The 14,340-nt window shown below is 56.7% G+C and carries 15 protein-coding genes; all 15 read right to left on the reverse strand.

Features of this window, described 5'->3' with window-relative positions:
* Positions 1–21: 21 nt before the first annotated feature.
* Positions 22–1,125, reverse strand: a complete 1,104-nt coding sequence (locus ACFSO0_RS17670) for a prephenate dehydrogenase (protein WP_376882464.1) — start codon at positions 1,123–1,125, stop codon at positions 22–24.
* 65 nt (positions 1,126–1,190) lie between these two features.
* Positions 1,191–2,288, reverse strand: coding sequence for a histidinol-phosphate transaminase (gene hisC / locus ACFSO0_RS17675; RefSeq protein WP_376882467.1), 1,098 nt, complete (start codon positions 2,286–2,288; stop codon positions 1,191–1,193).
* A gap of 30 nt (positions 2,289–2,318) precedes the next feature.
* On the reverse strand, positions 2,319–3,137 hold the full coding sequence (gene trpA, locus ACFSO0_RS17680; protein WP_376882469.1) for a tryptophan synthase subunit alpha: 819 nt from the start codon (positions 3,135–3,137) through the stop codon (positions 2,319–2,321).
* Positions 3,137–4,366: a tryptophan synthase subunit beta gene (gene trpB / locus ACFSO0_RS17685; RefSeq protein ID WP_376882471.1), complete on the reverse strand. Its 1,230-nt coding sequence runs from the start codon at positions 4,364–4,366 to the stop codon at positions 3,137–3,139. Before trpB ends, trpA begins: the two co-directional genes overlap by 1 nt.
* On the reverse strand, positions 4,356–4,997 hold the full coding sequence (locus ACFSO0_RS17690) for a phosphoribosylanthranilate isomerase (RefSeq protein ID WP_376882474.1): 642 nt from the start codon (positions 4,995–4,997) through the stop codon (positions 4,356–4,358). Before ACFSO0_RS17690 ends, trpB begins: the two co-directional genes overlap by 11 nt.
* The gene (trpC, locus tag ACFSO0_RS17695; RefSeq protein WP_376882477.1) at positions 4,994–5,803 is read right to left on the reverse strand and encodes an indole-3-glycerol phosphate synthase TrpC; all 810 of its coding nucleotides are present in this window, start codon (positions 5,801–5,803) and stop codon (positions 4,994–4,996) included. The genes ACFSO0_RS17690 and trpC overlap by 4 nt, the downstream gene beginning before the upstream one ends.
* Positions 5,793–6,818, reverse strand: a complete 1,026-nt coding sequence (gene trpD, locus ACFSO0_RS17700) for an anthranilate phosphoribosyltransferase (protein WP_376882480.1) — start codon at positions 6,816–6,818, stop codon at positions 5,793–5,795. Before trpD ends, trpC begins: the two co-directional genes overlap by 11 nt.
* Positions 6,812–8,326, reverse strand: a complete 1,515-nt coding sequence (gene trpE / locus ACFSO0_RS17705) for an anthranilate synthase component I (protein WP_376882482.1) — start codon at positions 8,324–8,326, stop codon at positions 6,812–6,814. The genes trpD and trpE overlap by 7 nt, the downstream gene beginning before the upstream one ends.
* A 358-nt stretch (positions 8,327–8,684) precedes the next feature.
* The gene (aroH, locus tag ACFSO0_RS17710; protein WP_376882484.1) at positions 8,685–9,059 is read right to left on the reverse strand and encodes a chorismate mutase; all 375 of its coding nucleotides are present in this window, start codon (positions 9,057–9,059) and stop codon (positions 8,685–8,687) included.
* A complete protein-coding gene (gene aroB / locus ACFSO0_RS17715) occupies positions 9,059–10,162 on the reverse strand; it encodes a 3-dehydroquinate synthase (protein WP_376882486.1) in 1,104 nt (367 codons plus the stop codon). The genes aroH and aroB overlap by 1 nt, the downstream gene beginning before the upstream one ends.
* Positions 10,162–11,322 (reverse strand): chorismate synthase, encoded by a 1,161-nt coding sequence (aroC, locus tag ACFSO0_RS17720; RefSeq protein WP_376882489.1) that lies wholly within the window; start codon positions 11,320–11,322, stop codon positions 10,162–10,164. Before aroC ends, aroB begins: the two co-directional genes overlap by 1 nt.
* Before the next feature lie 208 nt (positions 11,323–11,530).
* Complete coding sequence (locus tag ACFSO0_RS17725; RefSeq protein WP_376882492.1) at positions 11,531–11,698, reverse strand: hypothetical protein; 168 nt, start codon at positions 11,696–11,698, stop codon at positions 11,531–11,533.
* A gap of 80 nt (positions 11,699–11,778) precedes the next feature.
* On the reverse strand, positions 11,779–12,552 hold the full coding sequence (locus ACFSO0_RS17730; RefSeq protein WP_376882494.1) for a CheR family methyltransferase: 774 nt from the start codon (positions 12,550–12,552) through the stop codon (positions 11,779–11,781).
* Between the two features lie 129 nt (positions 12,553–12,681).
* Complete coding sequence (ndk, locus tag ACFSO0_RS17735) at positions 12,682–13,125, reverse strand: nucleoside-diphosphate kinase (protein WP_376882497.1); 444 nt, start codon at positions 13,123–13,125, stop codon at positions 12,682–12,684.
* A 104-nt stretch (positions 13,126–13,229) separates the two neighbouring features.
* Positions 13,230–14,195, reverse strand: a complete 966-nt coding sequence (locus tag ACFSO0_RS17740; RefSeq protein ID WP_376882500.1) for a polyprenyl synthetase family protein — start codon at positions 14,193–14,195, stop codon at positions 13,230–13,232.
* Positions 14,196–14,340: the final 145 nt, after the last annotated feature.

Below are 14,340 nucleotides of genomic sequence, written 5' to 3' on the forward strand. Positions count from 1 at the left end.
AAAGTCGGATGGCAGCAAAAACTACGTCCGTCTGTATACATTGTAGTCGAAATAACGGAGCAATTCTTCCCCTTTTTCCAATTCCGCCTGTGACTGAAACGTAATGCGCAGGGCACCGTAAATGTCCTCGCGAGTCTCGCGGATTTGCAGGTTGATGATGTTGATTTGCTTCGCCCCAAGGAGCGTGGTAATCCTGCCGATTTCCCCTGGATGGTCGGGAATGTCAATATACAGATCATACAACGGCGGCAAGGCACCAGCTTTTCGCTCCGGCAAGCCTTCGCGGAAATCTCTCGCCGTCTGGAAAAACTGTTCGATCCTCTCCGCATCGCCCGCTTCCACCAGTTCCATCACGTCTTCCAGCGCTTTCGTCCAGTCTTTCGCGATCTTCAGCAGCGGCTCACGGTTTTGCAGCAAGACATCCCGCCACATCCGCGGATTGCTGGAGGCGATGCGGGTAATGTCGCGGAAGCCGCCTGCTGCCAGGCGCGCATGCCAAGCGTTATCGCCATCGTAGCCGGCAACGAGATTAACGAGTGCAGAGGCCAGAATGTGCGGAAAATGACTGACGGCTCCGACTACCTGGTCATGTGTCTCAGGGTCCATCTGCACGACTTTCGCCCGCGTCAAGGAGAGGACTTGGATCAGGCGGTTAACGAGATGATCAGGTGTGTTCGCGTCGGGGGTCAGTACGTAATAAGCATTTTCCAGCAGCCGGTCAGAGGCTGCTTCCACTCCGGATTTGTGGGAGCCCGCCATCGGATGCCCGCCGATAAAGGTCACGTGAGGCGGAATCACTTTGAGCGCTTCCCGAACGATTTTGGCCTTGGTGCTTCCTACATCCGTCACGATCACATCCGGCTGCAGCTCCACCTCGGACAGACGCCGCAATGTCGTGAAAATCTGTTCCACGGGCGCGGCCAAAAAAATGATGTTTGCTTCTCGCACGGCCGTCTGCAAGTCGGTTGTCCCGGCATGAATCACGCCCAGCGTCAAAGCCTTGTCCAACCGATCCTGACGCACGTCGAATCCGACGACGCGAATCGCCGGGTCACGGCGCATGGACAAGGCAATCGATCCGCCGATAAGCCCGACGCCCAGCACAGCTATGGTTGTTTTTTTCATAGAAAAGTTCGATCCTTCCTGGTTGCATGTAGACAAAGATGCCGGGGGGTGTCCCGGCATCCGCGTTATTCTTTCAATGCGCCTGTGACTATCTCTTTCAGTGCGGAGAGAACCTTCTCATTTTGCTCCGGCGTACCAATGGTAATTCGTTGGTAACCAGGATGGCCGAGCGCGTTCCCCGAACGAACGATAATGCCTTGGCTAAGCAGCTGTTTGAATACGGCATCTGAATCCTGTTTCAGGTTGACGAGGATAAAGTTCGTCTGGGATGGATAGTAATCCAGACCCCACGCGTCAAACGCATCCGTGAACTGCTTCATGCCTTCGCGGTTACGCTCGCGGCAGGTTTTCACGAACTCCTGGTCGTGCAGCGCAGCACGAGCTGCTACCTGACCCAGCGTCCCTGTATTGAACGGCTCGCGCACATGCTCCAGATGGGAGACAATCTCTTCGGAAGCGATGCCGTAGCCGACGCGCAAAGTCGCAAGGCCGTAAATTTTGGAGAAGGTGCGCAGGATGATCAGGTTCGGATAGTCAGCCAGCATTGGCACCGTTTGCGGATATTCCGGGTCTACGACGTACTCGTAATACGCTTCGTCCAGTACCACGAGAACGTTTTTCGGCACTTTTTTCAGAAATGCTTCCAGCTCTGCCGCTGTCACGATCGTACCGGACGGATTGTTCGGGTTGCACACCCAGACGACCCGAGTCTGCTCGTTGATCGCCGCCGCCATCGCTTCCAGATCGTGAACCCCGTCCTTCAGCGGCACTTCAATCAGCTCTGCCCCTTCGATGATCGCATTGGAGCGGTATTGGGAAAACGTCGGCTTCGCCATGACAGTATTGGTCCCCTCGCTCAAATAGGCACGGGCGATCATCAACAGGTTTTCATCCGATCCGTTTCCGAAAATCAGTTGACTCGGCTTGACTCCGAGAAACTCTGCCAAATCCCAGCGCAGGTTCAGGCTGGCCCCGTCGGGATAGAGCGCCAGGTTGTCCAGATGCGCGGTGATCGCTTCTTTTGCTTTTGGCGAGGAGCCATACGGGTTTTCGTTGGACGCCAGCTTGATTACATCTGTCAAACCGTACTCCCTCTTGACATCATCAATCGGTTTCCCAGGTTGGTAAACCGGGGCATTCAATATGCGCTGCTTCGGTTGCATCCACGATTCACTCCAGTCACGTTTTTGAAACTATTGTAACGCACTGGCCAACTGATGTACAAACGTTTTTATTTTTGCGACAGCCTCTGCGGACTGATCGGGCTCCTTCAATTGCTCGGCATGGCGTTCGATTTCAAGCACGATGGCGCTGCCGACGATCACGCCGTCCGTGTGGGGAGCGACGGCTCTTACCTGCTCCGGCGTGGAGATGCCAAAGCCTACAGCAGTCGGGGCCTTCGTACTTGCCTTTACTCTGCCCAGGAAATCTGCCAGATCGTCGCGCAAGGAGGCACGCGCACCGGTCACGCCGAGAGACGAGACGCAGTAGAGGAAGCCCGTCGCCTGTTCGCCGATTGTCCGGATGCGCGACTGGGAGGTCGGTGCCACCAGCGAAATCACATGGATGCCGTATTTTTGCGCTGCCGCTACCGCCGGGCCGTTTTCCTCGATCGGCAAATCAGGAATGACGACGCCGTCTGCCCCGTATTTGGCGAGATCGGCAAAAAAGCGTCCAATGCCGTACTGCAGCACGGGATTGACATAGGTGAATAAAACGAGCGCCGTTTCCATGCCTGACGAGCGCAGCCGAGCCACCAGCTCCAGTCCATCCTGGATGGAAATGCCATTCGCCAGCGCTCGTTGTGAAGCCCGCTGGATGGTCGGTCCGTCCGCCAACGGATCTGAATACGGGATGCCCAGCTCGAGGATGTCTGCCCCCGCCTCTACCAAGGCATGGGCGAGCTGGTACGTCGCCTCGAGGGTAGGGTCTCCGACGGTAATGAAAGGGATAAAACGTTTGCGGCTGCGGTCTGCAAACAAACGGTCAATGCGATTCACGGTTGCCGTCATCACTGAACGCCTCCTTCGATTTGTTGTCCCAATGCGTCCTGAATGGTCAGCACGTCCTTGTCGCCGCGACCGGACAGGCAGATGACGAGAATTTCGTCCCTGGACATTTGCGGGGCGCGCTTCACAGCTTCCGCGATCGCATGCGCGCTCTCCAGCGCCGGGATGATGCCCTCTGTCCGGCAAAGAATTTGCACAGCCTCCAGCGCTTCGGCATCGGTGACAGAGGTGTAGGTCACACGGCCGTTGTCTTTCAAGTATGCATGCTCGGGACCGACGCCTGGGTAGTCCAGCCCGGCCGAGATCGAATGCGCTTCTTGCACTTGGCCATGGCTGTCCTGCAACAAGTAGGTCAGCGAGCCGTGGATGACGCCTGGGCGACCGAGTGTGAGTGTGGCGGCATGCTTGTCTGTCTCCAAGCCTTTTCCGGCTGCCTCTACTCCCCGCAGCGCCACTGTCTCATCCTGGATAAAGGGATAGAACATCCCGATCGCGTTGCTGCCGCCGCCTACGCATGCGATAACTTCATCCGGCAGTCTCCCGAGCATTTGCAAAATTTGCGCGCGCGTCTCTTCCCCGATGATCTTTTGGAATTCGCGCACCATGTACGGATACGGATGCGGACCGACTACGGACCCGATCACGTAAAACGTCTCGTCCACGTTGGAGACCCAGTAACGGATCGCTTCATTGGTGGCATCCTTGAGCGTGCGGGAGCCGGAGACAGCCGGGATGACCTCCGCGCCCAGAAGCCGCATGCGAAAGACGTTCAAGGATTGCCTGCGAATGTCTTCTTCGCCCATAAATACTTTGCAGGAGAGGCCGAGCTTCGCTGCCACAGTTGCAGAAGCCACCCCGTGCTGACCTGCCCCTGTCTCCGCGATGATCGACTTTTTCCCCATCCGCTTGGCCAACAGTCCTTGCCCCAAGGCATTGTTCAGCTTGTGTGCGCCGGTGTGGTTCAAGTCTTCCCGCTTCAGGTAAATGCGCGCGCCGCCTAACTCCTCGGTCAGACGCTCGGCGTAGGTGAGCGGCGTCGGCCGGCCGGCATACTCGCTCAAGAGGTGGTTCAATTCCGCACAGAAAGCCGGGTCCTGCTTCGCTTCCGCAAACGCTGCCTCCAGCTCGGTCAACGCGTTCATCAGCGTCTCCGGTACAAATTTTCCTCCATAGGCTCCGAACCGGCCTTTTTCATCCGGCACGGTTCGCGTAGCTGTCGCTTTATCCAACATGCGCCTTCACCCTCTCCACCAACGTTTTTATTTTCTCTGTATCTTTTTCTCCGTCTGTCTCTACTCCACTCGATACATCAATCATCCCCGCCTGATAGCGAAGGACAAGCTCCTGGACATTTTCGGCGTTGATGCCGCCAGCGATGATGCAGGTCCGATCCTGGCAAGCCGCCTGTAGCTGCGGGATATGCTCCCAGGAGAAGCGTTTTCCCGTGCCCCCAGCCTGGCCTGGGTCGTAGGTATCAAACAGAAAAGCGCCTACGGCCTTCGCATACCGTCCGATCTCTGACACCGCGTCGTCTTCTCCGCCCACCGCGAGCGCTTTCCAGACTGGCAGCGAATAGCGCTCCTTGACGATGCGGCAATATTCCGGCGATTCTTGCCCGTGCAGCTGAACCACAGCAAGCGGCACCTGTCCCAGGACCTCGTCCAGTTCGTCCAGCGTCGGATTGACAAATACACCTACTGCTGGCGGGTGGTCAGGCACGGCGTCAAGCAGCGCTCGCGCGGCGGCTGCCTCGACCCTGCGTCTGCTCGGAGCGAAGACGAAGCCGGCGTAATCCACTCCCAGTGACGCGAGCTGTGCCAAAGTTTCCGCCCGTTTGATGCCACAAATCTTGATGCGGGTCACTTTCTCACCCCCGCCTGCCGCATAGCAGCTTCGCCCACGAGGGAGATGACTGCCTTTGCCACATCGCTTTGCCGCATGAAATGTTCCCCCACCAATACGGCACGTGCCCCGGCGGTTCGCACGTATTCGATGTCGGCCGGAAGGGAAATGCCGCTCTCGCTCACCACTGTGATGGAAGCCGGAATGTCCGCGATCACTTCGCGAGTGACAGCAAGATCGGTCTGAAACGTGTGCAAATTGCGATTGTTGATGCCGATTAGCGTCGGCGTGATCGAAGTGAGCACCAAATCGGTCTCCCGGCGATCGTGCACTTCGACCAGGACGTCCATGCCGAGTTCCCTGGCTGTCTGATAGAGATGCCGCAGCTGCTCACCGTCGAGGATCGCCGCGATGAGCAGAACCGCATCTGCCCCTGCTGCCCTCGCCTCGACTACCTGCCACTCATCAATGAGAAAGTCCTTGCGCAACAGCGGCTGCTCTACCGCATCGTGAATCGCTCGCAAATAAGCGAGACTGCCCTGGAAAAACGATTCGTCCGTGAGTACGGAGATGCATTCCGCTTGGGCTGCCTGATACGCCTTGGCAATCGCGACCGGTTCAAAGTCGGAGCGGATCAGCCCTTTGGACGGCGATGCTTTCTTTACCTCGGCGATGAGGCTGACAGGCCGGACACTCGTCTCAAGCGCCTGGCGAAATCCGCGCGGCTTTCCCTTTTGCTGCGCGGCTGCCAGCAAGGATGGAAGCGAGCTGACACTGCGCAGGCGGGCTACCTCTTCCCGTTTTTTCTCGACAATTTTACGAAGCATGTACCATACCCCCTGCGACCTCGCGGATTTGCTCCAGCTTGCTCATGACCAGTCCGTCGTCGATCAACTCCGCTGCGCGGATGACGCCCGCCTCCAGCGAGCTTACCCGGTTTGCGAGGTACAGAATCGCCCCTGCGTTCAGCAGGACAATATCACGGGCCGCGCCGCGCTTGCCGGCGAATACATCGCGGATGATCGCCGCGTTTTCAGCGGCATCTCCCCCGCGCAGTGCTTCTTTGTCATGGCGGCGCAGTCCGAACTGCTCCGGTTCTATCTCGTAGGTCTTGATCTGTCCATCGCGCAGCTCCGCGATGTGGCTGATCCCTGTCACGGTCAACTCATCGAGTCCGTCTGCTCCCGCCACGACCAACGCCCGTTTGACGTCGAGCTGCCCGAGGACGGATGCCACTGTCGACAGCAACCTGGCGTCATAGACTCCCATCAACTGATGGCTGGCATTTGCCGGGTTGGTCAGCGGGCCAAGCAAGTTGAAAACAGTGCGTACGGCCAGCTCCTTGCGCGGCCCGGCAGCGTGCTTCATCGCCTGGTGGTAAAGCGGCGCAAACAGGAAGCACAGATTGGTGATGCGCAAGCAGTCCGCTGCTGCCTCTGGCGTCAAATTGACTGGCACGCCCAACGCTTCCAGCACATCGGCACTGCCGCTCTTGCTGGAGACGGCGCGGTTGCCATGCTTGGCAATCCGCACGCCGTCGCTTGCCGCCACAAAGGCGCTCGCGGTAGAAATATTGAAGGTGTGCGCTCCGTCTCCGCCGGTTCCGCACGTATCGACCAGGCCCGGGATGTCGAGCGGGAATCTCGTGGCTCGTGCTCGCATGGCGCGGGCGAAGCCGATGATCTCCGCCACCTGCTCGCCTTTCAGTCGCAGACTGGCGAGAAAAGCTCCGATTTGTGCTGGAGTCGCTTTCCCATCCATGATCTCGCCCATGGCTCTTTCGGCGACTTCCGTATCGAGGTGCTTCCCCTGCAAAATGTGCTCCAGCGCCTGTGTCAGCATGACAATTCCTCCTTGCGCGCAAACAGCTGCTCCGCCTTTTCCAGCGCGGAAATCATCGCTGCCGCCTTGTTGATCGTCTCCTGGTATTCGCTTGCAGGTACGGAGTCGGCTACGATTCCCGCCCCCGCCTGGACGTGTGCGTATCCGTCCTGGAAGAACAGCGTCCGAATGGTGATGCAGCTGTCGACCGATCCGTCAAATGAAATGTATCCGATCGCGCCCGCGTACAGGTGGCGGGCATCCGGCTCCAGCTCGGCGATGATCTCCATCGCCCGCAGCTTGGGCGAGCCTGATACCGTCCCCGCCGGAAACGCGGACAGCAACGCATCGAACGGGTGCAATCCTTCGCGCAGCTTGCCTGTGACATGCGAGACCATGTGCATGACGTGGGAGTAATTTTCGATAACCAGCGCTTCTTCCACTTTCACGCTGCCGTAAGCCGATACTTTGCCGACGTCGTTGCGTCCCAGGTCCAGCAGCATGTAATGCTCGGCGCGCTCCTTCTGATCCGCCAGCAGGTCGGCCGCCAGTCGTTCGTCCTCCGCAGGTGTCCCGCCCCGCTTGCGAGTGCCTGCAATCGGGCGCATTTCCACTTTTCCATCCTCGACGCGCACGAGCAGCTCCGGAGAAGTGCCCACGACCGTCTCTCCCTCGTACTCGAGGTAGTACATGTACGGGGAAGGATTCAAGGTGCGCAGCAGCCTGTAGACGGCGAACGGATCGACGTCGGTCTTGACAGTAAAACGCTGGGAGAGAACGACTTGAAAAATGTCACCTGCCGCGATGTATTCCTTCGCCTTCACGACCATTTGCTCGTACTCTTCGCGTGTCATGTTCGGCTCTACCTTCAGCGGCGCAGCCTCCTGCTCGCCGACCTGAATGCGGCTCTCTGCCGCCATCGGTGCCGTTACTTTGGCAGCCAGCTCTTCCAGCCGTTCACAGACTTGCGCGTATTTTCGGGCGATGGCAGTCGGCGTATCGCCTGCTTCGACATGCAGATTGACGATCAGCTGAATTTCCTGCTTCAGGTGGTCGAAGGCGATCATCTCGTCCACGAACAGAAAGCGCATGTCAGGCACTCGCAGCGGCTCGTGGCGGTGAGCCGGCAGCTTTTCAAAATATCGCAGCGTGTTGTAGCCGAAAAATCCGACCGCGCCGCCGCTCAACCGGGGCAGCCGGGGCAGCTTTGGACTTTTGTAGCGATCGGCTTCCTCACGTAAGAACGTAACGGGATTGCCTTGCAGCGTCACTCGCTCGCCGCTGCGGCGGGTAATGGTGATGTCTTCGCCCTTGGCTTCGACAATCTGGAACGGGTTCATGCCGATAAACGAAAACCGCGCCCATCTCGCACCGCCTTCCACGCTTTCCAGCAGAAACGAGTCGCTGGTGCGCAGCTTCTGGTACAGGCGGATCGGTGTCTCATGGTCAGCGAGTAAAGTCATGCTCACAGGGAGTAACGAATAGGTAGCCGAAAGGGATTGAATCTCGGCCAGGGAAGGGAAAAACATGGACTCTCATCTCCTTTTCGGGGGAAAAAAGACGGCGGACTGCCTGTTCTTTTTCCTGCCCGCTGCTTAGAGCGAGAGGTAGGGGGAGAAATACGATACAAACAACAGCGAAGGCCGCTATTTGGTGACCGCGTAAGGCGACGATCTTGATTTATGAAAAACGGGGAATGTTTTTCATAAAAAAACCAGTGCGAGCACTGGAATGGGTCTATTGCTATACCCAGCCTGCTCTTCTCTCCTCAACCTAACTCATCTCAACTCTGCTCTGCTTGCTCTGCTCTCAGCCGGTAATGTATCGAACCGGAAAACGAGACGCTCTCGTTTCACCTATCGTAAAAGAGAGCGCCCGGAATGTCAACTATCGATTTGTCAAATCAGGGCGGAGCTTGACCGCATCCCGAAGGAACACGTGATGGATGTCTCGCGCCTTTTTCTCCGTATTAACGTGCATCATCACGCGCACGCAGAGCGGCAAACTGCCTGGCACCGGAATTTCCCGCGCGCACATGAGGGGAACGTACTGCCAGCCGTCTCCCTCCAGCAAGCGGGCAGCCTGCGCCGGAAACGTCGCGGTCAAATCATCAGTCGTCGTGATGATGATACTGGCAATGTCTTCCGGTGCCACTTCATTGCGGCTGACCATTTCCTCCAGCAGCCATTTCGTCGAAGAGACGATTTCCTCGCGCGTGTCAGCTTCTACCGTGATCGCTCCTCTGATTCCTCGCATTCCCATTACTTTGCCTCCGCTTCTTCTCGCATGACTGTCAAGATGATGTCTTCCTCGATGTCTTTGACGACTTCTGCCTGTCCGATTGCCCGCGGCAAAACAAGGGCGAGCTTGCCCCCGACCGTCTTTTTGTCCCGTTTCATCGCTTCGAGCACCGCTTCCGGCGCGAGATTTCCCGGCCATTTCGTCGGCAGGTGGTACAGCCGAAGCACCCTTTCTGTGCGCTCGTACACGCTCTTTTCTGCAAATCCGACCCGCTCAGCCACTTTGGCAGCCAGGCACATTCCGATTGCGATCGCCTCGCCGTGGTTCAGCACAGAATAGGAACTGAGCGCCTCAAAGGCATGCCCGAACGTGTGCCCCAGGTTCAGGAGAGCGCGCTTGCCTTGCTCCGTTTCATCCTCGGACACAATCGCCGCCTTGACTGCACAGCCGCGGTGGATCGCTTTGGCCAACCATTCAGAATCCAACGCCCACAGACGGTCGGCATGTTCCTCGAGCCACTCGACAAACGCCTCGTCGGAGATCAAGCCGTGCTTGATCACTTCGGCAAAGCCTGCCGCTACTTCCCGCTTGGGCAATGAACGCAGCGCGGACGTGTCATAAATGACCGCTCGCGGCTGATGGAAGGCTCCGATCAAGTTTTTGCCCAGGGGATGATTGATCGCGACCTTGCCTCCCACCGAGCTGTCGTGCGCGAGTAGCGTCGTCGGCAGCTGGACAAAAGAAATTCCCCGCATGTACGTCGCCGCCACGAACCCCGCCAAATCGCCGACCACACCGCCGCCGAGCGCCAATACGGCAGACTTGCGGTCGAGTCCGCTCTGGATCGCTTCCGTCATGATGCGCTCGTACACCGCCAGGCTTTTGGACTGCTCACCGGGGGCGATGACGCTCGCCGTGGTGCGATAGCCCGCTTCCGCCAAAGCTTCGCGAAGCGGCTCGAGGTAATTCGCTGCTACATGTTCATCCGTAACGATCAAGTGATGGCTCGCTTTTGAGATCGCAGCCTCCTGCAGCAAACGCGGTGCTTGCTGCAGGAGACCATCGCCAATGACGATGGGATAGGAGCGCTCTCCCAGCTCTACTGTCAACGTCTCGTGTTTCATCAGAATTTCTCCGTGTACGCCCGGTACTCCTGGACGTTTGCCAACATGTCATCCATGGAGTCGGACGGGAATTTTTCGCACATGGCATTGGCAATCTCCCATGCCACGACCGCTTCTGCCACGACACTCGCCGCTGGTACGGCACAGCTGTCGGAGCGCTCGATGCTTGCCGCGAATGGCTCTCTTGAATCGATGTCGACGCTCATGAGCGGCTTGTACAAGGTCGGGATCGGCTTCATCACGCCGCGCACAACGACCGGCATCCCTGTCGTCATGCCGCCTTCCAGCCCGCCAGCGCGATTGGTCTTGCGGCTGTAGCCCGTTTCTTCGCTCCAGACGATCTCATCGTGCACCTGGGAGCCTTTCAGCCCTGCCGCTTCAAAACCGATACCGATTTCTACCCCTTTGAAGGCCTGAATGCTCATGATCGCCTGCGCCAGTCGTCCATCCAGCTTGCGATCCCACTGGACATGGCTTCCCAGACCGATCGGCACGCCTTCGACGATGACTTCCACGGTGCCCCCAAGGGAATCCCCGTCCTCTTTTGCCTTGTCGATCGCTTCCATCATTTTTATCTCCGCTTCCTTATCCAGACAGCGAACCGGTGATTCTTCCGTGCGGGCAATCAGCTCTTCCAGGCTCACCTGCTCCCTTTTTGCCACCACGTCATGGATTTGCAGGACGTGTCCGCCAATCCGGATGCCGAACGCTGCCAGCAGCTGACGGGCAACAGCGCCGACCGCGACGCGAACAGTCGTCTCGCGCGCGCTGGAACGTTCCAGAATATTGCGCATATCGCGCTGGTGGTATTTGATCGCACCGTTCAAATCCGCATGGCCTGGACGTGGACGTGACACACGGCGTTTTTCTTCTGTTCCGTCGACCGGCTCTGGACTCATGATCCCTTGCCAGTGCGTCCAGTCTTTATTTTCTACGACCAGTGTGATCGGCGCCCCTGTCGTATAACCGTGCCGCACACCGGACAAAATTTTTACCTGGTCCTTTTCTATTTGCATTCTTCTGCCGCGTCCGTGCCCTTTTTGGCGGCGCGCCAGCTGCTCATTGATCGCCTCGACGGAAATCGGCAGATTGCTCGGTACGCCCTCGATGATCGCCGTCAATTGCGGTCCGTGAGACTCTCCTGCTGTCAAATAACGCATGTCTAGCTTCCTCCATCCTCCAGGCAGCCTTCTCCCCGACTTTTCTGCTGACAAATCGGGCGCTGTCCTTTATCACTTTTAAGCGCTATAATATCATACCTATAACCTGCTGGAAATACCCAAGTCGCAATCTGCCGGAGAAACTGTCCCGTGACAGGAAAAACGCCCCTCCGGATGGGAGAAGCGCTGCAGCATGTCATGGCGTTGATTAAAAGTGGTCAACCATTAGAAATGGATTGGAGCCAAGCGGCTGGCGGGAATGATCCACACGCAGCAGATCGTCCAGCTGCTGCTTCTCCGCACCCAGTATTTGCCCACACTCCTGCAGAGTGATGAGTCCCCGACGATATGCCTCGATGACTTTGTGTTTATCCATCTGATGCCCCCCAGATTTTTCATGTCGGTAGCATTAGTGTTGGGAAAAAAGGGCAGAGATATACAAAGCCATGCCAGAAATCATCCCATTTTTCGATAAAAGAACGTATCTTCTGTCTCAAGCTGGTATTGCTGCGGCTGGAAGATTTGCTCGGTGCTCCCGACGAACAGCACGCCGCCCGGTCGCAGAGCGCGGCTGAATTTGTGGTACAGCTCGTGCTTGGCTTCTTCCGTGAAGTAAATCATGACGTTGCGGCAAATAATCAGATCGAACTGGGTGTCGAAAGGGTCGGCGAGCAAATTGTGCTTCTTGAACGTCACGCGGTTTTTCACTTCGTCCGCGATCCGATAGCTAAGCGCATCCTTGAAGAAATACTTCGCAACGAGGTCTTGGGGACAATCCTGCAAAGAACGGTCCGTATAGACCCCCTGCTTTGCCTTGGTGAGCGCCCCTTCATCGATGTCGGTAGCGAGCAGGGTCGCCTCGATCCGCTTGCGCAGCAAAATCAAGGACAGCGTGTACGGCTCCTCTCCTGTCGAGCAGGCGGCGCTCCAGCATTTTATCCGGGGCGATTGCTTCACGAGGCGCGGCAAGATTTTGTTCTCAAGCACTTCCCATCTGCCCGGATTGCGAAAAAATTCTGATACGTTTATCGTCATTCGATCCAAAAACTCGTAAAATAGCGCCTTGTCTTTGGCAATGGCATCAAAGTAATGGGAAAACGACTGATATCCCCGCTTCAGTCGCAGCGAGGTCAGCCTGCGCTTCATTTGCGCTTCCTTATAGAGGGCCAGATCGATTCCGGTCATTTTTTTGACACTTGCTATAAATTGAAGAAAATCTTTGTCCTCCATATGTGTGCCCTCCTTCGCCAGCTTATTTTTTAATTCGCCATTTTTCATGCTAATCCTACGAATTCCGCAACGTTTTGTGGCGAAAAAATGAAAAAAACCCCGAGATCGGGGCTTTTGACAGACTTGGGCTTAGATCCAGCGTTGGATCGTTTTTTCATAGGAAAGAACTTCCTCTGGGGAGAACCACAGGGCGATTTCACGCTCAGCACTCTCTGGGGAGTCAGAACCGTGGATGATGTTCATGCCTACAGAAGTAGCGAAGTCTCCGCGGATCGTTCCAGCCGCAGCGTCAGCAGGGTTGGTTTTGCCCATCATCGCACGCGCTGTGGAGATAACGTTGTTGCCTTGCCATACCATTGCGAATACAGGACCGGACGTGATGAAGTCAACCAGCTCGCCGAAGAAAGGACGCTCTTTGTGTTCTGCGTAATGTTGTTCAGCCAACTCGCGGCTAACTACCATCAATTTTGCGCCTACCAGCTGGTAGCCTTTTTTCTCAAAACGGGAAACGATTTCCCCGATCAAATTGCGTTGTACGCCATCAGGTTTAACCATAAGGAACGTTTTTTCCATCGTAAGTATGCCTCCATCAGAACTATGTATTGGTGCATCACACACCAACGAAAATTTTATCAAAAGAACAGGGGACAGGCAACCGTCACGCCCGCAAAAACCGATTAAAATTTGCGCTCGATAATAAAATCTGCAATCCCGGCGAGTGAAGTCTTGGCCTGGTTGTTCGGCAGATCGGCCAAAAACGCATGGGCACGCGCGATGTAACGCTCCGCCAGCCGCTGGGAAAAGGCGATGCCCTCATCCGCACGCACCAGCTGGATGGCTTCGTCCACATGATCCCAGAACGTATTTTCCGCAATCCACTGCTGGAAGCGGTCTCGTGCCCGACCGAAGTGAGCGGTGTAGAGTGCAGGCAACGTAATGTTTCCGTGCGCGAGGTCGCTGCCAGCCGGTTTGCCCAGCTGCTTCTCTGTCCCTGTAAAGTCGAGAATGTCGTCGGTTATTTGAAACGCCATGCCCACATTGTAGCCATACCAGTACATCCGGCGGATCAGCTCTTCGCTCGCACCGCTTGCCACTGCCCCCAGCTGGCAGCTGATCGCGATCAGGAGAGCCGTTTTGCGCTTGATGCGGCGCAAATAGGTGCGGAAGTTTTGGTTCCAGTTTTTCAAATCTTTGACTTGCTCGATCTCGCCTTTGCACAGCTCGACCATGGCATTGGACAAGATTTGGTGAAGTTTGGGAATCGGAAGCTGCGCGGCGATGGCCAAGGCGCGCGCGAAAATATAGTCACCCGCGTACATCGCCACCTTATTGTCCCACTTCATCCGCACCGTGTCTTTGCCCCGGCGCTTGTCGGCATCGTCAATCACATCGTCGTGAACGAGCGAGGCCATGTGAATCAGCTCCAGCGGAACGGCCACATGCTTCAGCCGCTTGAGGTCGTACTCTCCCCACTTTCCTCCGAGCAACACAAAGACCGGGCGTATCCGCTTGCCGCCCGCTTTCAGCAGATGCGTGGCAGATTGGTAAAGCTCCCGCATATCTGTATCAATGGATTTTTCCAGTTCATCCTCAATGTACTGGACGTCCTTTTTCATTTTGAAGTAAATATCGACTAGGTTCATCCGTTCCACCTATCTCGTCAACGTAGTATTGGTCTGCCGTCCACCAGCCTGCCAAAGGTCGACGGTTGCCGGTGCCGGTAGAAGTCCCAGCTCCGCTGCGCATCGGTAGTAATACTCCAGTCCAATCCGCTGTACGTCGCCGAAA

Origin of the sequence: Brevibacillus sp. GCM10020057, from assembly GCF_042683565.1 — a bacterium.
Lineage (GTDB): Bacteria > Bacillota > Bacilli > Brevibacillales > Brevibacillaceae > Brevibacillus.

Excerpts from the sequence above, each read along its gene's own strand:
- ACFSO0_RS17670 (WP_376882464.1), bottom strand. The coding sequence starts at position 1,125 with ATGAAAAAAACAACCATAGCTGTGCTGGGCGTCGGGCTTATCGGCGGA.
- hisC (WP_376882467.1), bottom strand. The coding sequence starts at position 2,288 with ATGCAACCGAAGCAGCGCATATTGAATGCCCCGGTTTACCAACCTGGG.
- trpA (WP_376882469.1), bottom strand. The coding sequence starts at position 3,137 with ATGACGGCAACCGTGAATCGCATTGACCGTTTGTTTGCAGACCGCAGC.
- trpB (WP_376882471.1), bottom strand. The coding sequence starts at position 4,366 with ATGTTGGATAAAGCGACAGCTACGCGAACCGTGCCGGATGAAAAAGGC.
- trpC (WP_376882477.1), bottom strand. The coding sequence starts at position 5,803 with ATGCTTCGTAAAATTGTCGAGAAAAAACGGGAAGAGGTAGCCCGCCTG.
- trpD (WP_376882480.1), bottom strand. The coding sequence starts at position 6,818 with ATGCTGACACAGGCGCTGGAGCACATTTTGCAGGGGAAGCACCTCGAT.
- trpE (WP_376882482.1), bottom strand. The coding sequence starts at position 8,326 with ATGTTTTTCCCTTCCCTGGCCGAGATTCAATCCCTTTCGGCTACCTAT.
- aroH (WP_376882484.1), bottom strand. The coding sequence starts at position 9,059 with ATGGGAATGCGAGGAATCAGAGGAGCGATCACGGTAGAAGCTGACACG.
- aroB (WP_376882486.1), bottom strand. The coding sequence starts at position 10,162 with ATGAAACACGAGACGTTGACAGTAGAGCTGGGAGAGCGCTCCTATCCC.
- aroC (WP_376882489.1), bottom strand. The coding sequence starts at position 11,322 with ATGCGTTATTTGACAGCAGGAGAGTCTCACGGACCGCAATTGACGGCG.
- ACFSO0_RS17725 (WP_376882492.1), bottom strand. The coding sequence starts at position 11,698 with ATGGATAAACACAAAGTCATCGAGGCATATCGTCGGGGACTCATCACT.
- ACFSO0_RS17730 (WP_376882494.1), bottom strand. The coding sequence starts at position 12,552 with ATGGAGGACAAAGATTTTCTTCAATTTATAGCAAGTGTCAAAAAAATG.
- ndk (WP_376882497.1), bottom strand. The coding sequence starts at position 13,125 with ATGGAAAAAACGTTCCTTATGGTTAAACCTGATGGCGTACAACGCAAT.
- ACFSO0_RS17740 (WP_376882500.1), bottom strand. The coding sequence starts at position 14,195 with ATGAACCTAGTCGATATTTACTTCAAAATGAAAAAGGACGTCCAGTAC.